Source organism: Enemella evansiae, assembly GCF_002250705.1.
Classification (GTDB): domain Bacteria; phylum Actinomycetota; class Actinomycetes; order Propionibacteriales; family Propionibacteriaceae; genus Enemella; species Enemella evansiae.
This window is the reverse complement of the sequence record NZ_NMVP01000023.1, coordinates 265,858-286,253: the sequence shown is the minus strand read 5'-3', so window position 1 is coordinate 286,253 and position 20,396 is coordinate 265,858. Positions and strand designations below refer to the sequence as shown.

Annotated in this window: 15 protein-coding genes; 8 read left to right on the top strand and 7 right to left on the bottom strand. The window is 69.8% G+C overall.

Annotation, left to right across the window (positions count from 1 at the left end; all coding sequences use genetic code 11):
• Positions 1 to 921: a dihydrodipicolinate synthase family protein gene (locus tag BI335_RS13415; RefSeq protein ID WP_094399684.1), complete on the bottom strand. Its 921-nt coding sequence runs from the start codon at positions 919 to 921 to the stop codon at positions 1 to 3.
• A gap of 96 nt (positions 922 to 1,017) precedes the next feature.
• On the opposite strand from BI335_RS13415, the gene BI335_RS13410 reads away from it, so the two are divergent.
• On the top strand, positions 1,018 to 1,800 hold the full coding sequence (locus BI335_RS13410) for an IclR family transcriptional regulator (RefSeq protein WP_208109220.1): 783 nt from the start codon (positions 1,018 to 1,020) through the stop codon (positions 1,798 to 1,800).
• Between the two features lie 49 nt (positions 1,801 to 1,849).
• On the opposite strand, the gene gnd is transcribed toward BI335_RS13410, so the two are convergent.
• Positions 1,850 to 2,773, bottom strand: coding sequence for a phosphogluconate dehydrogenase (NAD(+)-dependent, decarboxylating) (gnd, locus tag BI335_RS13405; RefSeq protein WP_094399686.1), 924 nt, complete (start codon positions 2,771 to 2,773; stop codon positions 1,850 to 1,852).
• 259 nt (positions 2,774 to 3,032) lie between these two features.
• On the opposite strand from gnd, the gene BI335_RS13400 reads away from it, so the two are divergent.
• Entirely contained in the window at positions 3,033 to 7,391 is a 4,359-nt protein-coding gene (locus tag BI335_RS13400) for an AAA domain-containing protein (RefSeq protein WP_094431465.1), read from the top strand.
• 145 nt (positions 7,392 to 7,536) lie between these two features.
• Positions 7,537 to 8,400, top strand: a complete 864-nt coding sequence (gene panC, locus BI335_RS13395) for a pantoate--beta-alanine ligase (RefSeq protein ID WP_229119581.1) — start codon at positions 7,537 to 7,539, stop codon at positions 8,398 to 8,400.
• A 153-nt stretch (positions 8,401 to 8,553) separates the two neighbouring features.
• Here panC and BI335_RS13390 read toward each other — a convergent pair whose 3' ends face one another.
• Positions 8,554 to 10,053 carry a M81 family metallopeptidase gene (locus BI335_RS13390; RefSeq protein ID WP_094431462.1) on the bottom strand — a complete coding sequence of 500 codons (1,500 nt, stop codon included), beginning with the start codon at positions 10,051 to 10,053 and terminating at the stop codon, positions 8,554 to 8,556.
• A complete protein-coding gene (locus BI335_RS13385) occupies positions 10,050 to 11,363 on the bottom strand; it encodes an MFS transporter (protein ID WP_094399692.1) in 1,314 nt (437 codons plus the stop codon). The genes BI335_RS13390 and BI335_RS13385 overlap by 4 nt, the downstream gene beginning before the upstream one ends.
• Positions 11,364 to 11,493: 130 nt before the next feature.
• Between BI335_RS13385 and BI335_RS13380 the strand changes: the two genes are divergently transcribed.
• Entirely contained in the window at positions 11,494 to 12,516 is a 1,023-nt protein-coding gene (locus tag BI335_RS13380; protein ID WP_094431460.1) for an Lrp/AsnC family transcriptional regulator, read from the top strand.
• A 133-nt stretch (positions 12,517 to 12,649) separates the two neighbouring features.
• Here the strand turns inward: BI335_RS13380 and BI335_RS13375 are convergent, their stop codons facing one another.
• Complete coding sequence (locus BI335_RS13375) at positions 12,650 to 13,186, bottom strand: hypothetical protein (RefSeq protein WP_133626077.1); 537 nt, start codon at positions 13,184 to 13,186, stop codon at positions 12,650 to 12,652.
• Positions 13,187 to 13,267: 81 nt separating this feature from the next.
• Here BI335_RS13375 and BI335_RS13370 point away from each other — a divergent pair, with 81 nt between their 5' ends.
• The 3 genes from BI335_RS13370 (at position 13,268) to BI335_RS13360 (ending at position 16,187) form a co-directional block, all read left to right on the top strand.
• Positions 13,268 to 13,714 carry a MarR family winged helix-turn-helix transcriptional regulator gene (locus tag BI335_RS13370; protein ID WP_166646770.1) on the top strand — a complete coding sequence of 149 codons (447 nt, stop codon included), beginning with the start codon at positions 13,268 to 13,270 and terminating at the stop codon, positions 13,712 to 13,714.
• A 122-nt stretch (positions 13,715 to 13,836) separates the two neighbouring features.
• Entirely contained in the window at positions 13,837 to 14,778 is a 942-nt protein-coding gene (locus BI335_RS13365; protein ID WP_094356948.1) for an SMP-30/gluconolactonase/LRE family protein, read from the top strand.
• A gap of 74 nt (positions 14,779 to 14,852) precedes the next feature.
• Positions 14,853 to 16,187, top strand: coding sequence for an MFS transporter (locus tag BI335_RS13360; RefSeq protein WP_094431456.1), 1,335 nt, complete (start codon positions 14,853 to 14,855; stop codon positions 16,185 to 16,187).
• A 101-nt stretch (positions 16,188 to 16,288) separates the two neighbouring features.
• Here BI335_RS13360 and dnaN read toward each other — a convergent pair whose 3' ends face one another.
• A complete protein-coding gene (gene dnaN, locus BI335_RS13355; RefSeq protein WP_094356946.1) occupies positions 16,289 to 17,449 on the bottom strand; it encodes a DNA polymerase III subunit beta in 1,161 nt (386 codons plus the stop codon).
• Between the two features lie 163 nt (positions 17,450 to 17,612).
• Entirely contained in the window at positions 17,613 to 18,761 is a 1,149-nt protein-coding gene (locus tag BI335_RS13350; RefSeq protein WP_094404259.1) for a PQQ-dependent sugar dehydrogenase, read from the bottom strand.
• 100 nt (positions 18,762 to 18,861) lie between these two features.
• Here BI335_RS13350 and BI335_RS13345 point away from each other — a divergent pair, with 100 nt between their 5' ends.
• The gene (locus BI335_RS13345; RefSeq protein WP_172421898.1) at positions 18,862 to 20,385 is read left to right on the top strand and encodes a pyridoxal phosphate-dependent decarboxylase family protein; all 1,524 of its coding nucleotides are present in this window, start codon (positions 18,862 to 18,864) and stop codon (positions 20,383 to 20,385) included.
• Positions 20,386 to 20,396 lie beyond the last annotated feature (11 nt).

The following is a 20,396-nucleotide window of genomic DNA, read 5'->3' as shown; positions in this document are numbered from 1 at the left end:
TCAGTTCTCCTTGCCCCAGCGCAACAGGAAGATGTCGCGCCGCTGTGCCAACTCCACCAATTTGCGCCTGGTGTCGGGGTGCACGGTGCCGCCGGGGTGGCGCATCGTGTCGTGGGCGATCACGCCGGCCTCGACGAGCAGCACCTTGACCGCGGCCTGGGCGACCTGGCGGTTCTCGTAGTGGATCAGCGGCAGCAGTCGCTCCCAGGTGTGTTCGGCCAGATCCCGTTCCCCCGCATGGAAATCGGCGATCAGGCCGTGCAGCTCGTGCGGCAGGGTGGCCGAGGACATGCAGCCCACCGCTCCGGCCTCCAGGTCGGGGATCAGGGTGATCGCCTCCTCCCCGTCGAACAGACCGGGCAGGTCGGGCGCCAGCTCGCCGAGCGTGCGCAGGGTGGCGGCGGCGCGGGCGGTCTCCACCTTCACCGCCTGCACACCGGGTACCTCGCGGGCGATCCGGGCGAGCAGTTCCGGTGCCAGCAGGGTCGGGCTCATCGGCGCGTCCTGGACCATGATCGGGACGTCGATGGCCGCTGCGACCCGGGCGAACCAGTCGACCACGTCATCGGCACCGACCCGCATGCTGGCACCCACGAACGGCGGCATCAGCATCACCATGTCGGCGCCCAGGTCCTGGGCGCGGCGGGAGCGTTCGGCGGCGATCCGGCTGCTGAAGTGGCTGGTGGTGACACAGGCCGGTACCCGGCCGTCGAGGTGCGTCATCGCGGTCTCGAGCACCTGGTCGCGCTCGGCGTCGGAGAGGGCGTACTGCTCGGAATAGTTCGCGAGCAGGCAGACCATGTCGGAGTCGGCGTCCACCAGATAGTCGAGCACCCGGCGCAGCCCGGGCAGGTCGAGCGCCTCGTCGGCGTCGAAGATGGTCGGTACGACCGGGATCACCCCGGCGGCGGGAACGGTCATCGGGCGGGCTCCTCGGCTCGGATCTGCGCGGCACGGACAGTAGCCTGATTCGAAATTTCGAACTACGTTTGGGATATCGAATGAAAGGATCGCCCGGTGGTCGAACCAGTGTCAAGGACCCGGCTCACGCCGGCGGTGTTGCGCAGCCTGGACATCCTCGAGCTCTTCCTCGATCACCACGACGGGCTGACCGGGGCCGAGGTGGCCCGGCTCACCGGGCATCCGCGGGCGTCGGTGCACGAGTTGTTGGCGACCCTGGTGGCCCGGGGCTATCTGAGCCGGGCCGGGCAGACCTATCGGCTCGGCGTGTGCACCCTGCAGCTCGGCAACGCCTATCGGGAATCGATCCGGCTGCCCGAACTGGCCCGCCGGGTGGCCACCGAACTCGTCGCCGAGTGCGGTGAGACGATCAACGTCGGCGTGCTCAGCGGCCGCGACGTGGTCTATCTGGTGAAGGTCGATTCACCGCACCCGGTGCGCATGGTCTCCAGCCCGGGCGGACGGGTGGCGGCGGCCGGTACCAGCGTGGGCAAGATGCTGCTGGCCTCGGTGGAACCCGCCGAGCTCGACGTCCTGCTGGCCGCCGGCTGGCCCGCGCTCACCGAACGCACCATCACCGATCCGCAGCTGCTGCGGGCCCAGCTCACCGCGGCCCGCCGGGACGGGATCGCCCACGAGTCCGGGGAGTCCACCCCCGAGGTGAGCTGCGCCGCCGCCCCGGTCCGCGACGATTCGGGCCGGGTGGTCGCGGCGATCAGCGTCGCGGTCCCCGACTCGCGCTGGGAGCAGCGGCCAACGGATCACTGGGATGGGGTGGTACGCCGCGGTGCGGAGTCACTGTCGCGGCTGCTCGGGTACGTCGAGCCCGCGGCCGGCTGATGTCGACAGGCGATGTTGACGGGCGTGGACAGAGTTCAGATCGGACCGGTCAGGCGGTGCCGCCCGCGACCGGCGGCTGCGGCGGCTGACCGGGTGCGGCGACCTCCTGCACGGCGTGCCCGCCGAACTGGTTGCGCATCGCGGCGACCATCTTCATCGCCGGCGAATCCTCCTGCTGGGACACGAAACGCGCATAGAGGGCGTCGGTGATGGTCGGCAGCGGTACGCCGAGTTCGATCCCGGCCTCGACGGTCCAACGACCCTCACCGGAGTCCGCGGCGTACCCGCGGATCTTGTCCAGGTGCTCGTCGGAATCCAGTGCCGCGACCGCGAGATCCAGCAGCCAGGACTTGATCACCGAACCCTCGCGCCAGGAGTTGAAGGTCTCCCGCACCGAGGTGACGTGACCGGCCGCCTCGAGCAGCTCCCAGCCCTCGGCGTACGCCTGCATGATCGCGTACTCGATGCCGTTGTGCACCATCTTGGCGAAGTGCCCGGCGCCATGATCCCCGGCGTGCACGAAGCCGTAATCGCCGGCCGGCTTGAGGGAATCGAAGATCGGCTGGACCTTGGCGACCACCTCGTCCTTGCCGCCGACCATCAGCGCATAGCCGTTCTTGATGCCCCAGACGCCGCCGGAGACACCGCAGTCGAGGTAGTCGATGCCCTGCTTGGCGAGCTTCTCGGCCCGCGGGCCGTCGTGGGTCCACTTGGAGTTGCCGCCGTCGATGATCACATCGCCGTCACCGAGCACCCCGGCCAACTCATCGATGACCTGATCGACGACCTTGTCGGGCACCATCACCCAGACGACCTTGGGCTGATCGTCGAGCTTGCTGGCCAGCTCCGCCAGATCCTTGACATCGGAGAGCTCGGGGTTGGTGTCGTAACCGACGATCGTGTGCCCGGCCTGGCGCAGGCGGTCGCGCATGTTGCCGCCCATCTTGCCGAGTCCGATGAGTCCCATCTGCATGCTGAAGCTCCTTAGGTGTGTACGCCGGGTCCACCCTAGCGAGGCGCCGATTTCGGTGGACGCCGGTGGCGGGTGAGAATGGGTGGACACCGACCCCCACCGGCCGAGACCCGGGCGGCCAAGGCGACACCTCGTTGACGCGCGTTCGTCACCTCGACCGCCTAGCCTGCGCCAGAGCCCGATGGTGGTCGGAGTCGAAGGCGTGTGAGGGAAGTTGCTGGCAGTGTTTCGGAGTTCTGATGTTGACCGGGTGGCGGGGATGTTCCGCTACCTCGCGGCCCTGGAACGCCTCCGGCTGACCCCGGTGCGCACCACCCGGGCATACGCCGACACCGCGGACGGCCGGGTCGTGGCGCTGCCCGGACTGCGGGACACCGACGATCCCACCACCCCGCTGCTGGTCGCCGGCCGTGGCGATGCCGCGCACGAGACCCTCTTCGCGAGCGCGCTGGAGCACGCCGCCCGGCCCGAGGAGCTCGAGCTGGTGCTGGCGCTCGGGCTGGTACGCCGCAGCGGCCCGCCCGCGGTCGCGCGGCATGCCGTGACGATTCCCGCCCGGCTGGTGACCGATGCCGACAGCGGGCGGGTGTCGCTGTTCACCGACGGTGACCCGGTGCCCGAACTGCGCAGCTTCCTCGATCCGCGGGACTGGCCCGATGCGGGCACCGACTGGGAACAGCGGGTGCGGACGAGCCGCGGTGGCTGGGCCCAGCTGGTTCCGCTGCTCGCCGACCTCGACGCCGAGCCGGAACCCACGCTGGTGCTGCGCCGCCGTGGCCAGCAGGGGATCGCCACCGTGCTGGAGCAGATCGCCGAGCGGATCGTCCGCGACGACCGGGTACCCGACGGGCTGGGGCCGCTGCTCGACCCGGATCGGGTGCCGCCGCCGGTCGGGACCCGGCAACGATCCCCGGGTGAGGGCGCGTTCGTCGAGGTGGCCGGGGATCCGTTCGGGCCGCTGCCGCTGAACGCGGCCCAGCGCCGGGTGCTGCAACGGGTCGACAACCAGGCCCAGGTGGTGGTCCAGGGACCGCCCGGTACCGGCAAGACGCACACCATCGGCGCCCTGGTCAGTCACCTGCTCGCCCAGGGTCAGCGGGTGCTGGTCACCGCGCCCACCGACCGGGCCCTGACCCAGCTCCGGGCCCAGTTGCCGGCACCGCTGCGGGCGCTGGCGGTGAGCGTGCTGGGCACCGCCGAGGCCGAACTCGACGAACTCACCGAGGCGGTCCGGCGGCTCGCCGACGAGGCCGCCCACGACGATCCGGACGCCCGGACGGCCCGGATCCGGCAGCTGCACGGCGACCTGGACCGGCTCGGTGCCGAGCGCGCGACCTGTCTCGATGCCCTGGTCGCCGCCCGCGCCGCCGAGACCGTCGAGGTCCCCGAATCGGGTCGCCCTGGCACCCTGGCCGAGGTGGTCGGCTGGCACCGCGAGCACCTGGACCGGTACGGCTGGGTGCGCGAGTTCTTCGACCCGCAGCGCTCCTGGTCCCCGGTCGGCGGTGCGGACCTGCTCGGTCATCGGCGCGCCGCGCGGGGGGCCGCCGCGCAGGCCGAACAGGCCGACGGGGAACTGCAGCGTCGGCACCAGGCGGCCCGCCGCCGGGCCGAACGCCATCAGAACCCGGGCCTGCAGCGCTGGCTCCCCGGGTTGCGCGCGATGGCCCCGGTGCAGCGCCGAGACTTCGCGGCCACCCTCACCGATCTGCGCGGCCGGATCACCCGACTGCGGCAGGCACGCTCGTCGTGGACCGAGTCCGCGATCACGGCGGTGCTCGAGGGTGCGACCTCCTGGCGGGCCCGGGCCGCGACCGTTCGGGAGGTGGTCGGCGCTGCCGAACGCCAGGCGGAGGCGCTGGGGCGTACCAGCCAGGTCGTCATCGACGGACCCACCGACGGCCTGCTCGAACTCGTCACCGGGGCACGTGACTATGCCGGCGACCACCGGATCCGGCTCGGCGCCGACGGTCACATCCGGACCCGGCTGCTGACCGGGCGCACCTTGCGGGCGGTCGCCCCGGACCTGGAGCGGATCCGGGTGGACGGCCGGATCCCGACCACCCCGGACCAACTCGACCAGGTGATCGCCCACCTGGAACTCGAACGGCTGCTGACGCTGGCCGATGACCAGTGGGAGAACCCGCCCGCGCCCGGCGCGGACCTGCGGACCCGGTTGGACGCGCATCGCACCGAACGCGATCGGCTGGTCGAGCTGGTCCGGATCGCCGAGGAGCTCGGCGGGATCGACGACTTCGCCGCCTCCCGCGGCTGGCCCAAGCCGGACTGGGCCGAGTTCCGCAGCGGCCAGGAGCTGCTCGACGCGGTCGCGGCGATCCCCGACCTGGATCACGAGCAGGCGATCGCCCGCGATCTGGCCCGCTCGCGGCAGGAGTCCGACCGCGGCCGGGATCGGCTGGCCGGGGAGATCCTGGACTGGAATCCGCGGTTGGCGGCGGCGCTCACCGACTCCGACGAGTCGCAGGATTCGCTGTGGCAGCAGCGATTGCGGGACTTCGACGCGGCCTGGGCGTGGGGGCGTACCGATCACTGGCTGAGCACCCGGGCCGCCGCCGACAGCCAGGATGTCCGGGAACGGTTGGACGCCCTCGACGCCGCGATCGTGGCCGTGGTCGCCGAGCTCGCGGCCGAACAGGCCTGGCAGCACGCGATCGAGCGGCTCACCCCGGCGGCGCGGGCGGCGCTGACGGCGTACGCCCAGCAGGTGCGGTTGCTGGGTCGCGGGACCGGTCGGCACGCGGCCCGGACCCGGCGCGAGATCCGGGAGCTGCTGGCCACCGCCCGGGGCGCGGTGCCGGCCTGGATCATGCCTCTCTATCGGGTCGCCGAACAGGTCGAGGTGAGCGAGCAGGCCTTCGATGTGGTGATCGTCGACGAGGCCTCCCAGGCGGGCCTGGACGCGGTCTTCCTGCAATACCTGGCGCCGCGGATCGTGGTCGTCGGCGATGACAAGCAGGTCTCGCCCGCCGGCGTCGGCCAGGACCGGGACCAGCTGCGTGCGCTCGCCGCCGAACATCTCGGCGACGACCCGCTGGCGCGACTGTGGACCAACCCGATGCGCTCACTGTTCGACGAGGCGACGCTGCGCTTCGGCAGCCGGCAGGTGCTCACCGAGCATCGCCGCAGCGTGCCGGAGATCATCGACTTCTCCAACCGGATCGCGTACGCCGCCGAGGGCATCCGGTTGCAGCCGGTCCGCCAGTTCGGGCCGCTGCCACCGTTCCGGACGATCGCGGTCACCGGTGCCGAACTGGGCCGCGGCAATGTGAACGCCGCCGAGGTGGACGCGGTCGTCGCCGAGGTCACCCGGTTGGTCGCCGACCCGGGATACGCGGGGATGAGCATCGGGGTGGTCAGCCTGCTCGGCCAGGAGCAGTCCCGCGCCATCGCGACCCGGTTGCAGCACGAGCTGCCCACCGAGGTGTGGAGCGAACGGCGGTTGCAGGTCGGCGAGCCGCCGGCCTTCCAGGGCAGCGAACGCGACGTGATGGTGGTTTCGATGGTGGCGGCGCCCGCCGCCCGGCTGGTCGCCCAGACCCGGGAGGTCGCGGTGCAGCGCTACAACGTGGCGATCTCACGGGCCCGCGACCAGGTGATCCTGGTGCATTCGGTGGGGTTGGCGGACCTGCCGAATCCCGAGGATCTGCGGCGGCAGTTGCTGGAGCATGCGCTCGAGGTGGAGGCCCGGGCCGGTGGTGGATCCGGGGTGCCGGTGCCCGGTGAGTTGAGCGATGCGGTGGGCGATGCGGTGTTGGTACCGCCGTTCACCTCGTTGCTGCAGCAGCGGATCGCCGATGCGGTGCTGGAGCAGGGTTTCCGGGTGAGCGCGGGTGAGGTGGTGCAGGGCCAGCAGCTCGATCTGGTCGTGCACGGGAGCCGTGGCCGGGTGGCGGTGGAGTGCGAGTCGGCGCAGTGGGCGGGCGCTGCGGCGTACCGCTCGGAGCTGACCGGCCGTCGCGATCTGGAGCGCGGTGGCTGGCGGTTCGTGCGGATCACGGATTCGGCATGGGCGGCCGATCCGGCGGCGGCGCTGCGGCCGTTGTGGGAGACCCTCGGGATCGCCGGGATCGAGCCGGTCACCCAACCGGCGCCGGCGGCGTCCCGGGCCGCCGGGTTGGAGGAGTACCGGGTGTTCGCCGGCCCGATCGCCGCCGATGCCGACCTGTCGAGCCTGCTGCCCGAACTGGTGGCGGTCGAAGGACCGGTCGTCGGGCAGCGGCTGGCGGAGGCGTACGCCGGGGCGGCGGGGTTGCGTCGCATCGATGCGGGGCTGGTACGCCGGCTGGGTGAAGGGTTGGCCGCGCTAGTGGCCGCCGAGGTGCTGGTGGTCGACGATCCGCTCGGCAGCGACGACTGGCGGGAGCGGGTGTACCGGTTGCCCAGCCAGCCGGAGGCCAGGGCCCGACGGCTCGGCCCGCGCCGGTTGGCGCTGATCCCGTTGTCGGAGGCGGCGCTGCTGCTCGATCTGGTGACCGCCCGGCGGCCGGCGGCGGCCGAGGACGAGCGGTTCACCGCCGTGCTCGAGCACTGGGGTCTGCCGCGGCGGTTGAGCGATGCCGCCCGGGAGTATCTGCGTACCGCCGACCGGCTCGGCTGACCAGCACCGGTCCTCGAGTAGATCGCGCAGCGACCGTGTCGAGAGGACCTGAGCGAAGGTTCTCCCCAGAGTTGTCCACAGGCTGGGGAAAGTTACATCGATGTTTTTTGGGAGCGCGCTCGGCGGCTTGGCTAGCGTGTGCGACGTGACTGAGATTCCTGTCATCCGCACCCTCGCCGAATTGCGTGAGCGGACCGAGCCGGTACGCCGGTCCGCCGGCCGGATCGGCCTGGTCGCGACGATGGGCGCGCTGCACGAGGGCCATCTGAGCCTGATCCGGGCGGCCGCGGCCGAGTGCGAGCAGGTGGTCGTGACGATCTTCGTGAATCCGGCGCAGTTCAACGACCCCGGTGACCTGGACGCCTATCCGCGGACCGAGGACGAGGACGTCCGGCTGGCGACCGAGGCCGGGGCGACGGTCATCTTCGCGCCGGGACCGGAGGAGGTCTATCCCCCGGGGTTCGTCACCGCGGTCCGGGTCGGCGGGGTCAGCGAACCGTGGGAGGGCGCGGCCCGCGGGGCCAGTCATTTCGACGGTGTGGCACTGGTGGTGGCGAAGCTGTTCGGGATGGTCACCCCGGATCTGGCCTGGTTCGGCCAGAAGGACGCACAGCAGGTCGCGGTGGTCCGCCGCCTGGTGGCGGACCTGAACATCCCGACCGCGATCCGGGTCGCGCCGACGGTCCGGGAAGCGGACGGTTTGGCGATGTCGAGTCGCAATGTCCGGCTCGATGCCGCCGACCGCGAGGCCGCACTCTCCCTGTCCCGGGGGCTGCGGCTGGTCGCCGATCGGGCGGCCGCCGGGGACACCGATGCGCCGGCGCTGGCACGGGCCGGGCGCGCGGTGGTCGAGCAGGCCGGCGCCGAGGTCGAGTACTTCGCGATCGTCGATCCGGGGACCTTCGCCGAGCTGGATGACGTCGGTGACCGGAACGCCCTGGCGATCGTGGCCGCCCGCGTCGGCCAGGTTCGCCTGATCGACAACTGGGAACTCCCCCGTCACACCTGACTCTTGGTCAAAGACTTCTCCCCAGAGTTATCCACAGCCTGGGGAAAGCTACAAGCGTGTAGTTTGCTCCGGATCTCCGGTCCCTGGGGTCCCTCCGAAACGATGCGTTTCTGCATACACCCCGTAGGCAGACCCGGACCGCCCGCACCGGGTTCAATGAGGGTTGACCATCGCCGCCGCGAACGGTGTCCCCAGCGGACCGAGGCGGACGCCGGCGGTGAGCCGCTGCCAGGTGAAACCAGCCGGGTCGGCCTGCATCGGGCCAGGAGCGAGCGCGACGAGAACCTCAGCGGCCATCGGCTGGTAGTCGCCGCGGAAGTGCACCGAGCTCTTCACCGCCACGATCGCCTGATCCTCGGGGTCGAGGCCGGCCGCACGGATCTGGTTGCGATCCATGATCTGCGCCTTGTGCGCGTTCACCACGACCCGGACGTTGCCATGGCGAAGCAGGCAACTCGGACCGACGGACAACCGGTTGCCGTGCATCATCGGCCCGTCGAAGACCAGTTCTCCGGAGTTGAGCGCCTCCACCTCGAACTCGGTTTCCATCGGCTCGTCCCCCGGTACGCCGGAGCCGGCGAACCGCGCGGTGACGGTCGCACCGACACCGGCTTCGGTCGCGGCGCGAGCCACCTCCGGGTACCAGAGCGCGGCCAGCACGGTTCCCTCGACATCGGCGGCCAGCAGTTCCCGGAGCAACCCGAGACTGGTCGCATCACCGCCGGCGCCCGGGTTGTCCTGGGTGTCGGCGATCACCACCGGACGGCTGCCCTCCGCCACCAGTTCACCGGCGCGGGCCACGGCCCGGTCGGCGGGCAGCGCCTGCAGCACGAATTCCGCCTCGGCGGCAGCGACCCGGCCGGCCAACTCCGCCACCACCCGGCGTACCGCTTCTTCGTCCGGTCCATAACCGAAGACGCACGGCCGGCAGTCTGGAAAGTCGGCGGCGGGGAACCCGGCGGCGAAGGTGAGCACCACCCCCTCCGATTCCAACTCCTCGAGCTCGGCGTACAACCCGCGAGCCGGTTCCAGCAGGGTGCTGCCCGAGTTGATCGGAATGAGGAAGTCCAGCTGCTCCGCCGCGGCGTGCAATCGCCCGCCACCGAGCAGTACCCGCAGTTGTGCGGTGCTGCGCACCCCGGTCTCGGCCATGTCCACATGGGGATAGGTGCGATAGGCGACCATCGCATCGGCGGAGGTCAGCATCAGCTCGGTCACGTTGGCGTGCAGGTCGAGGCTGACCGCGATCGGCACATCCGGACCGACGACGTCGCGGACCCGGCGCAACAGTTCACCGTCACCATCGTCGAAGTCCTCGGTGACCATCGCGCCGTGCAGATCCAGATAGACCGCATCCGGCTGTTCGGTCCGACAGGCTTCCACGATCAACTCGGACACCCGTTCGAAGGCATCGCGGGTGACCGGAGCCGAAGGTGAGGCGGCGCACCAGATCACCGGAACCAGCTCCCACTCCGGGTCAGCCGAGGTGAGGAAACCACCCATCGGGATGTTCACCTCGGCCAGTTCGACGATCTCCACGCCGCGGTGCATCCGCGGAAACCCTTCCCCGTTGACGAAATTCTCCCAACCGGCCGGCGTTCTGGCGAAGGTGTTGGTCTCGTGCAGGAAGCCAGCCACCAGGACGCGCGTCATGTGCTGACCCGCTCCCGCTGCAACACCGTCGAGGGTCTGATCAACAGCAGGGCAATGATGGAAACGACCAGCAGCACGACCATCGCGATCAGACCACCCTGGGTGCTGCCGGTCGCCTGCTTCACCAACCCGATCAGATAGGGCGCGACGAAACCGCCGAGGATGCCGATGGTGTTGATGAAGGCGATCCCACCGGCGGCCGCCGTGCCACCGAAGTGTTCACCGGGCATCGCCCAGAACACCGTGTAGGCACCCCAGACCGCACAGATCGCCACGCACAGCGCCGGGAACGAGACGGCGAAGTTCTTCGCGGAGAAGGCGGCCACCAGCAGGGCAACGGCCGCGACCACGGTCGGTACGATCGCGTGCCAACGCCGCTCCGCGTGGGCATCGGAGCGCCGCGACAACCAGATCATCACCACGATCGTGAACACGTAGGGCACCGCACTGAGCAACCCGACGGTGAAATTGTCGGAAACCCCGTTCTCCTTGAGAATCGTCGGCAGCCAGAAGGTGGCGGCATAGATCCCGCACATGATCCCGAAGTACGCCGCCGCCATGATGTGCACCTGCGGTTGCTTCAGCGCGGTAGCGAAACTGTGCGTCGCCTCGTCCTTGCCCTCACCGACCGCACGGCGCACCACCTGCTTCTCCCGATCGGACAACCAGTCGGCCTGCTCGGGACGATCTGACATCACCTTCCAGAAGATGATGCCCATCACCACGCAGGGCAGGCCCTCGATGAGGAACATCCACTGCCAGCCGGCCAGGCCCCAGACGCCATCGAAGGTGCGGATGATCAGCGCGGACCCGCTGGAGCCGATGATCGACCCGATGGGCCCGGCCAGCATGTAGATACCCATCGCCCGGGCCATCCGCCGGACCGGGTACCAGTAGGTGAGGTAAAGAATGATGCCCGGTGCGAAACCGGCCTCGAAGATGCCGAGGAGGATCCGCAACACATAGAAGGTGGTGAGGTTGTTCACGAACATCATCGCCGCCGAGGTCAGACCCCACAGCACCATGATCCGGGTGATCGTGCGCCGCGCTCCGATCCGGTGCATCAGCAGATTGCTGGGGATCTCGAAACAGGCGTACGCGATGAAGAACAACCCCGCCCCCAGCCCGAAGGCCGCCTCGGTGATCGCCGGAATGTCCGCCTGCATGTGCAATTTGGCGAAACCGATGTTCACCCGATCCAGGTAGGCAAAGGTGTAGCAGAGCAGCAGAAACGGCAGCAGCCGCGCGTCGATGCGCCGCAGTACGGCCCGCTCCTCGCTGCGGTCTCCGGTCGTATCGCTGGTGCTCATTCCGGCCCCCTGGTCGATGAGTTCCGTCGAACCTAGAAGGCGGTGCACGCGATGGCGCCATAGGATGGAGGAGCGTCCCAAATCGGGGTTGCATGACGGAAGCGCCAGTGGTTTCGGAGGTCAGTGACGGATGCGCGGCAACCAGGTGGATGCCACGGATCTGGAGATCGTCGACGCCCTGCAGCACAATCCGCGCGCCAGCTGGGCCGCCGTCGCCCGGGCACTCGGACTGGCCGAGGTGACCGTGGCACGGCGCTGGCGCCTGCTCGAGCAGCAACGCCTGGTCTGGGTCAGCGCCGCACTGCATCCGGAGGTCTCCCTGGGGGCCTTCCTCGAGGTGAGTTGCGAACCGCGAGCGGTGGAACGGATCGCCGCGGCGCTCGCCGAACATCCGGACATGATCACTGTGGGGCGTACCACCGGGGACTTCCAGATCTTCGCGATCCTGCTCGCCGGCGACCTGGCTTCGCTGTTGCAGCGGATCGGGACCGGTCTGCCCGAGCTGGGTGAGGCGGTGCGGGTCCGGCAGAGCCTGTTCCGCCGACTGCACGGAGGGGTGCACTGGCGACAAGGCATCATTCCCGCAGCAGCCGCCGAACAGCTCACCCCCCGGTTGCCGGAGCTGGTGAGCAGCCCGCCGCCGATCTCGGCGGAGGACCGGGCACTGTTCCGCACACTGAACACCGATGGCCGGCTCACCGCCGCCGAGGTCGCCGAACGGATCGGCTCAAGCCGACCGGCGATCACCCGCAGGTTGACCCAGCTGGAGGGGTCCAGGCAGTTGTTGTTCCGCTGCGACGTCGCCCGGCCGCTTTTCGATCTGCCGTTGGGCATGCTGCTGTGGTTACGGGCGCCCGACCGGTTGGCCAGCGAGATCGCCGCAGCCCTCGGCGCCTGGACCGAGACCCGGTTGTGCGCGGTCACCATCGGTTCCAGCAACATCGTGCTGATCGTCGGGCTGCATGACCTGGCCGATGCCGAACAACGGTTGATCCGGATCGCCCAGGATCATCCGCAGGTCGAGGTGGTGGATCGCCGACTGATCACGCGGATGATGAAGGTCTACGGTCGAATCCTCGACGAGCAGGGCCGGGGCGCTCGCGCGGTACCGGTCGATCCGTGGCGACCGGACGCTCCTTCTGCGGCGCGGTGAACCTCGGCAGGGCGACGCCCCGGTGGGGATCAGACGCTGGGACATGCAGTAGTTGGATTCGACCGCACGGTAATCCCAGTCCCACTGGGTTTGATCATGGAAGTTTGGGACTACTGCATGTCCCAGTGCACGCTCAGGAGCAGTCGTCGCAGATGCCGGTGGCCGGGAGTTCGACGAAGCAGGTCGGGCAGACCGGGCGGCGACGCTCCTCGATCGGCGTGGGGCGGGCGGCCTTCGCGGGTCGCGGCGTCCCGGAGGAGGCGCGGGTACCGGTGGTTGCCTTCGCCCGGGTGGTCCGCCGGCGGGCGGGCGCGTCGGGGTTCGGGAGCTTCGCCCCGTAGGCCTTGTGCGCCTCCAGCCGGGCGGCCGAGACGACCGATGAGGGCGCCTGGCCGGGCGGGTCGACGAACTCGGTGAGCCGCGGTTCCCCGGATTCCTGGCAGCGGGTGGCGACCTCCGACAGCACATCGGGCAGCCAGCTCGCGGGCGGCAGGTCGGTGCGGATGCCACTGCGCCGCTGCACCTCATGGGCCACATCGGTGAAGGCGATCGAGCGGCCGTAGCGCGGGGCGATCTCCTCCAGGATGTCGTGCGCGTTCAGCGCCCATTCCCGGGTGGCCTCCCCCGCTGTCACCGGTGTTCGATCAAGTTCCCGCCAGATGCCCGCCACGACTCCAAGCCTAGTCCGCGACACCAGCCCCGACGAACTCGCCGACGCAGCCCCCGTCGGTCGATGGCGTACGGTGGCGCGGTGCCCGCTGACCTGCCGGATCTCGGTCTGCTGTTCGACCTGGCGATGGCCGACGCACGCTCCGGGGCGCTGATCCGCAGCGCCCTGCGCGGGGTCGACCTGACCGCGAGCGAATATGCGGTGACCAGCGTGCTGGCCGACTCCGACGGGCTCACCCCGAGCACGGTCGCCGCCCGGATCGGGCTGCCACGCTCCACCATGACCACCCTGATCGCCGGCCTGGAACGCCGCGGGCTGCTCGCCCGCAGCAGCGCCGCCGATCGCCGCTCGGCCCATCTCTGGCTGACCCCCGCCGGCCGCGTCGTGCACGACCAGGCGGTGGCCGCGGTGATCGCACGCTGGTGGCCGGTACGGGATCGGCTGGATCTCGCCGAGACCCGCCGGCTGGTACGCCGATTCGTCACCGAGGTCGATCGGGAGCTCGAGGCCGAACCCCCGACCGACTGACCGACCGACTGACGGACTGACCAACCGACCGGGCAGGGCGTACCGATGAATCTCTTTACAAACCCCTGGGAGTCCAGTTCACTGTGACTGGTACGAGATCGAACCATCTCGGGGGGCCAGTGATGATGAAGCGCACCAGGAGACTGCTGCCGATCGGGGCGCTGTCGTTGCTGCTGGCCACCGCCGCGGTACCGGCGTACGCCGATCCATTGCCGCCGGCGGGCACCGAATTGGTCGTCAGCAGCCAGCCCGGCACCCTCCCCGAGGGCATCGAGGTGGCTCCGAACGGCCGGGTCTACGTCACCGGCTCGGGGGACGGGGACGTATATGTGAGCGATCCGAGCCGCCCGGGGCAGCTCGTCTTGCTCGCCGATGGAGCCACCCAGGGCCGCACCGCCGCGCTCGGCATCGAGCGCGATCAGCGGGGGCGGCTCTGGGTGGCCGCCGTCGACCACGTCGATCTGTTGGATCGATCAGGTCGGCTGCTGCAACGGATCGACCTGCCCGATGGCGGCGCCGACAGTTATCTCAACGACCTCACCGTGACCCGGGACGCGGTCTATGTGACCGACTCGAACACCGCGGTCGTCTGGCGGATTCCCCTTACCGGTAACGAGATCGGGACGATGGAGCGGTGGCTCGATCTGACCACGGTCTTCCCCTACCCGGTCTACTACTTCTATCTGAACGGGATCGTCGCCTCCCCCGACGGGCAGCGCCTGCTGGTCGCCAGCCAGGGCCTCGGGGTGCTGTTCCGGATCGACGTCGCCACCCGGGGGGCCACGATCGTGGACAGCGGTGACTCGTCCTTCGGCGCCGACGGCATGGTGCTGCAGGGTGACACCGTCTACGGCGTGCTGAACTACGAGGCGCCCGAGGGCAAGCAGGGTGTCTATCGCGGCGTACTGTCCGCTGACTGGACCACGATGACGGTCACCCCGGTGGACACCACCGGTTTCGACAGCCCGACGACGCTGGCGCTGCACCGCGGCCGGTTCTATGTGGTGAACAGTCAGCTCGACCGCGCCCCCGGTACGCCGCCCTACACGGTCTCGGTGCGCTGACGCTGCGGCGTTGGAGCCGTCTCGTCGCTGCACTCCGCGTCCAAGCGCCCTCATCGGTGGGTTAGCGTGCGGCAATGGCCACCGATTCGACGACGAACGCCGGCAGCACGACGGCGCCCGGAATGAACACCCCGCAGATGCGGCGGATCCTGTTCTCCAGCTTCATGGGTTCGACCATCGAGATGTACGACTTCTTGTTGTACGCGCTGGCGACCAGCCTGGTCTTCAACAAGGTCTTCTTCGCCAACATGAGCGACGGGCTCGCGGCGGTGGCCGGATTCGCCACCTTCGCGGTCGGTTATCTGGCCCGCCCGATCGGTGGCTGGCTGTTCGGGCAGTTCGGCGACACCCTGGGCCGCAAGAAGATGCTGGTGATCACCATGCTGATGATGGGACTCGCATCGATGGCCATCGGTCTGCTGCCGGACCAGCGCACCATCGGTGTCGCGGCCCCGCTGCTTCTGCTGCTGCTGCGGGTGATCCAGGGCATCGGCCTCGGTGGTGAGATCGGCGGGGCGGTGCTGGTCGCGGTCGAACACGCCCCCGGACACCGCCGCGGTTTCGCCGCCTCCTTCGCGAACCTGGGTGGCCCGGCCGGTTCCTTCCTCGCCGCCTTCGTGCTCGGGTTGTTCAGCAAAATCCTGTCCCCACAGGATTTCCTGGCCTGGGGCTGGCGGATCCCGTTCCTGTTCTCGGTGGTGCTGCTCGCGATCGGCATGATGATTCGCCTGCAGGTCGCCGAAACCCCGCTGTTCACCGAGCTGCAGCAACGCACCGAGGCCCGGCGTACCCCCGCCGCGGATGTCTTCACCAAGCACTGGAAGGCGCTGGTGATCGGTGTGCTGGCAGGAATCGCGGGCTTCGCCACCCAGGGCTTCATGTCGGTCTGGGCGGTGCAGCGCGCCACCACGCTGAAGGTGCCGCAGGCCGCGATCCTGGACATCAAGGCCTGGGCGCCGCTGGGCATGTTCGTGGTGATGGCATTCACCGCCTGGCTCTCCGACCATGTGGGGCGTCGGGCGGTGATGCTGACCACCTGCGTGATCGGCGCGGTGCTCTGCTTCCCGTTGCTGAACGCCTTGGACACCGGAACCATCTGGGGGACCGCGCTGGCGATCATCGCCGGCCAGGCGATCATGCAGGGTGCCCTCTTCGGCCCCTACACCGCCTTCTTGTCCGAGCTGTTCCCGACCGAGGTCCGCTACACCGGCACCTCGCTGGCCTACCAGACCGCCTCAACCCTCGGCGCCGGCTTCACCCCGCTGATCGCGGCCGAGTTGATGCGTCGTTACGACGCGATGCTGCCGATCCAGCTCGCCTACCTGGCGGCCTTCGCGATCACCGCGGTCGCGGTGCTGATCGCCCGCGAGGGACGCAAGGTCGACCTGCGCAATCCTCACGTCGGCTGAGCGAGGGAGGTACGACCGAGTCGAAGCCACGTGGCTGAGTACTTGGCTTCGACTCGCTGGCGCTCGCTCAACCGGCGTACCACCGGGGAGCGCGGGAATGCTCAGCTGGGCAGGCGCATCAGCATGATCACATGCCGGTAGTCGGTGATCGGCTCACCGTCGAGCTCCGGCAGACCGGTGATCAGACAGGGCTTGCCCGGCGCGGTGAAGGAGAAGTGGGCATAGGGGGCGTCGAGCGCGCCGAGGGCGTCGAGCAGGTACGCCGGGTTGAAGCCGGCCGCCGAGATCGGCTGCTCGCCGCCGCTGTGATTGGTCACGGTGGCGGTGATCGCCTCGGAGGCCTGCGCCTGGTCGCCGGTCGCGGCCTCCAGCACCACCGAGTCGGAGTCGATCATCATCCGCAGCGAGGTGTTCCGCTCCGCGACCAGCGCGACGCGCTTGGCCGCGGCGATCAGCTCGGCGGTCTCGGCGCGGACCGACAGCGCGGGCTGGATGTTCATCAGGTGGCGTACCTTCGGGAACTCGCCGTCCAGCAGCCGGGTGGTGGTCTCGCGTACCCCGCCCGGGCCGGTGCCCTCGAAACCGATCAGCCCGTCGCCGGCGCTGCTGGCGGCCAGCGACATCGTCACCGACTCGCCGGCGGTCATCGACTTGGCGGTCTCCGAGAGCACCTTCGCCGGCACCAAGGCGTTGCCGTTGGCCTGCGGGGAGGCCGGGTTCCAGGTCAGCTCCTTGAGCGCCATCCGATACCGGTCGGTGGCCAGCAGGCTCATCGTGTCGCCGTCGATCTCGACGCGGACACCGGTGAACACCGGCAGCAACTCGTCGCGACCGGCGGCCACCACGACCTGGGAGACCGCTTCGGCGAAATCGCCCGAGGGCACGGTGCCGGCCGATTCCGGCATCGTCGGCAGTGCCGGGTATTCGGCGACCGGCAGGGTCTGCAGGGTGAACCGGGCGGATCCGCAGACCAGTTCCATCCTGGACTCGTCGGCGGTGATGTCGACCGGCTTGTTCGGCAGCGAGCGGCAGATGTCGGCGAGCAACCGGCCGGAGACCAGTGCCTCGCCGTCGTCGGCGACCTGGGCCTTCACGTTGATCTGCGCGGAGGTCTCGTAGTCGAAGCTGGACAGCACCACCTGGTCATCGCTGGCGCGGACCAGCAGCCCGGCCAGGATCGGCACACTGGGGCGGGTCGGCAGGCTGCGGGCAGCCCATGCCACGGCTTCGGCCAGTACGTCGCGCTCCAGGCGGATCTTCACTATCGCTCCTCGCAGGGGTGCTTCCCGCGTGTCAATCCGGCACGCGGGGTGTTGATCATATCGAGCCGGCCGGAGACGGTCCACGAGCCCGACCGGAGCTGGATTGGGGGTGGCTTCGTCTCGCTCGTTCCTCGCTCGCTCAGCCAGCGTGTGCGGGTACGCCTCAGGGGCGCCAGACGATGATCCGGTCGTCGCCGGAGCGCGGGCTGCCGCGGAAGGTGTTCGAGGTGACCACGAACAGACCGCCGTCACCGGTCGGTTCGACGGTGCGGATCCGGCCCAGGTTGGTCAGCAGCTTCTCGGGTTCACCGCCGGCGAGCGGGATCCGCCAGACGCCCTGGCCGCGCAGCGCGGCCATGTAGAGCGAGCCGTTCAGATAGGCCAGCCCCGAGGGGGAGGCCTCGTCGGTGCTCCACACCCGCAACGGATTGGTGTACGCCGGGTCGTTGCCCATCCCCTCGACCCGCGGCCAGCCGTAGTTCTTGCCGGGTTCGATCTTGTTCAGCTCGTCCCAGGTGTTCTGGCCGAACTCCGAGGCGTACATGGTGCCCTGCTCGTCCCAGGCCATGCCCTGCACGTTGCGGTGTCCGAGCGTCCAGACCCGGGTGCCGAAGGGGTTGCCGGGAGCGGGGTTGCCGTCCCGGTCGACGCGCAGGATCTTGCCGCCGAGCGAGTCCGGGTTCTGGGAGTTGGCGGTGCGGTTGCCGTCACCGGTGGCGATGTAGAGATACCCGTCGGGGCCGAAGGCGAGCCGGCCGCCGTTGTGGATCGAGGCCGCCGGCATCCCGTCGACGATCACCCGCTCCACGGTGAACCGGTTGCCGGTCAGCCGCAGCCGGGCCACCCGGTTGTCGTTGGCGGCGCGATAGTGCACGAAGACCACCTGCGGATCCTGCGGGTCCACCGCGATCCCGTGCAGACCACCCTCGCCACTCGGCTGCACCCCGGGCACCTGGCCGAGCGAGGAGCTCTCGCCGAGCGAGACCCGGGAGATCCGGGCCTGGTCGCGCAGGGTCACCAGCACCGATCCGTCGGGCAGCCGGGCCAGTCCCCAGGGCACGTCGAGATCGGTCTCGAAGTCCCCGACCGGCAGCGGCGGCGCGGTCGGGGTCGGGGTCGGCGAGGGTGCTGCGGTGCTGGTCGTCGGAGCGGGGCTCGGTGTCGGCGAGGGGCTCTCGGTGGGACCTGCGGGCCCGGTGGTGCTGGCCGGCGGTGCCGGACTCGGCGCCGTCCCCGGTGAGGGCGCGCTGCACCCGGCCAACAGCAGCGCGGCGGCGGTACCGGCGATCAGATGCGTGGGGGAAACGGCCATACGTCATTGTCCCGTGCCGACCCAACCGCTGGTACGCCCGGGCACTTTTGTTAGGTTAGCCTCGCCTTATCGCCATCCGGGGAATATCTGAGAGGACAGGATGCTCATTCCAGCACCGGACCGCCCCCAGCCCAACACCCTCCCGCTCGACCAGTTGCTCGATGGACCCGGTTCGGTCGGCTACGAGCGCGCGATGTGCGGCGTGGTCGCGACCGTGGCGGATCGATTCGCGCACTGCAACGGCCCCTGCTCCGGGATCACCCACACCGAGCTCGGCGCGCAGCTCGCCGCCGTCGATCTGGATCGCCCGCTCGGTGACACCGCCAGCGCGGTCCGGGAACTGGAGACGCTCTATCTCCGCGACGCCGTCTATTTCCACCACCCGCGCTATCTGGCGCACCTCAACTGCCCGGTGCTGGTCCCGGCGGTCGCCGCCGACGCCATCGCCAGTGCGGTCAACTCCTCCCTGGACACCTGGGACCAGAGCGTCGGCGGCACCCTGATCGAACAGCGGTTGATCGCCTGGAGCTGTGACCGGGTCGGTTTCGACTCCGGTTCGGCCGACGGCATCTTCACCAGCGGCGGTACCAAGTCGAACCTGCACGCGCTGTACCTGGCCCGCGAGCAGGCGCTCACCGCCAGCGACCGCCCGCGGACCGAGACCCTGCCGCTGCTGCGCATCCTCACCTCCACCGACAGCCACTTCAGCGTCACCACCGCCGCCCGGTTGCTCGGCCTGCATCCCGATGCGGTGCTCCCCGTGCGGACCGATGAGCGGCGGCGGATGGATCCGGCCGCGCTGCGGCAGGCGCTCGGCCAGCTCGGCGAACAGGGGTTGGTGCCGATGGCCGTCGTCGCCACGGCCGGTACCACCGACTTCGGGGTGATCGACCCGCTCCCCGCGGTGGCCCAGGTCGTCGAGGCGCAGCCCGATCCGCTCTGGCTGCATGTGGACGCGGCCTACGGCGGCGGGCTGCTGGTCTCACCGACCCGTCGCGGACTGCTCGACGGGCTGGAGCGGGCGCACTCGGTGACCGTGGACTTCCACAAGTCGTTCTTCCAGCCGGTCTGTGCGAGCGTGGTGCTGGTCCGCCGGCGGCACTGGATGGATCCGGGCCGGCACCACGCTGACTATCTCAATCCGATCGCCATGACCCGGGCCGGCATTCCCAACCAGGTCGACAAGAGCCTGCAGACCACCCGTCGCTTCGATGCGCTGAAACTGTGGGTGACGCTGCGGGTGCTCGGCGCCGATGGGGTCGGTGCCCTGTTCGACCGGGTGATCGACCTGGCCACCGAGGCGTACGCCCGGATCGCGGCCGATGACCGGTTCGAGGTCGTCGCACCCTCCGACCTGAGCACGGTGGTCTTCCGCTGGGTGCCCGGAACCGGCGCCGAACCCGATCCCGAGCTGGTGGCCGCCGCGAATCTCGCCGCCCGCCGGGAACTGGCCCGCAACGGCGAGGCGATGATCGCGAGCACCACCGTCGACGGACACACGTTCTTGAAGTTCACCCTGCTCAACCCGCGTACCTCGGCCGCCGACATCGCCGCGGTGCTCGAGTTGATCGCCGACCACGCCGCTACCGTCCACTCCGCCGCGCGTCCCTCGTTGGCGTCCTGACCCGGAAGCAG

Bases quoted from the DNA above. Each gene is read 5' to 3' on its own strand.
- BI335_RS13390 (WP_094431462.1), bottom strand. From the start codon at position 10,053: ATGACGCGCGTCCTGGTGGCTGGCTTCCTGCACGAGACCAACACCTTC.
- BI335_RS13385 (WP_094399692.1), bottom strand. From the start codon at position 11,363: ATGAGCACCAGCGATACGACCGGAGACCGCAGCGAGGAGCGGGCCGTA.
- gnd (WP_094399686.1), bottom strand. From the start codon at position 2,773: ATGCAGATGGGACTCATCGGACTCGGCAAGATGGGCGGCAACATGCGC.
- BI335_RS13345 (WP_172421898.1), top strand. From the start codon at position 18,862: ATGCTCATTCCAGCACCGGACCGCCCCCAGCCCAACACCCTCCCGCTC.
- BI335_RS13360 (WP_094431456.1), top strand. From the start codon at position 14,853: ATGGCCACCGATTCGACGACGAACGCCGGCAGCACGACGGCGCCCGGA.
- BI335_RS13365 (WP_094356948.1), top strand. From the start codon at position 13,837: ATGATGAAGCGCACCAGGAGACTGCTGCCGATCGGGGCGCTGTCGTTG.
- BI335_RS13380 (WP_094431460.1), top strand. From the start codon at position 11,494: ATGCGCGGCAACCAGGTGGATGCCACGGATCTGGAGATCGTCGACGCC.
- BI335_RS13400 (WP_094431465.1), top strand. From the start codon at position 3,033: ATGTTCCGCTACCTCGCGGCCCTGGAACGCCTCCGGCTGACCCCGGTG.
- BI335_RS13350 (WP_094404259.1), bottom strand. From the start codon at position 18,761: ATGGCCGTTTCCCCCACGCATCTGATCGCCGGTACCGCCGCCGCGCTG.
- BI335_RS13415 (WP_094399684.1), bottom strand. From the start codon at position 921: ATGACCGTTCCCGCCGCCGGGGTGATCCCGGTCGTACCGACCATCTTC.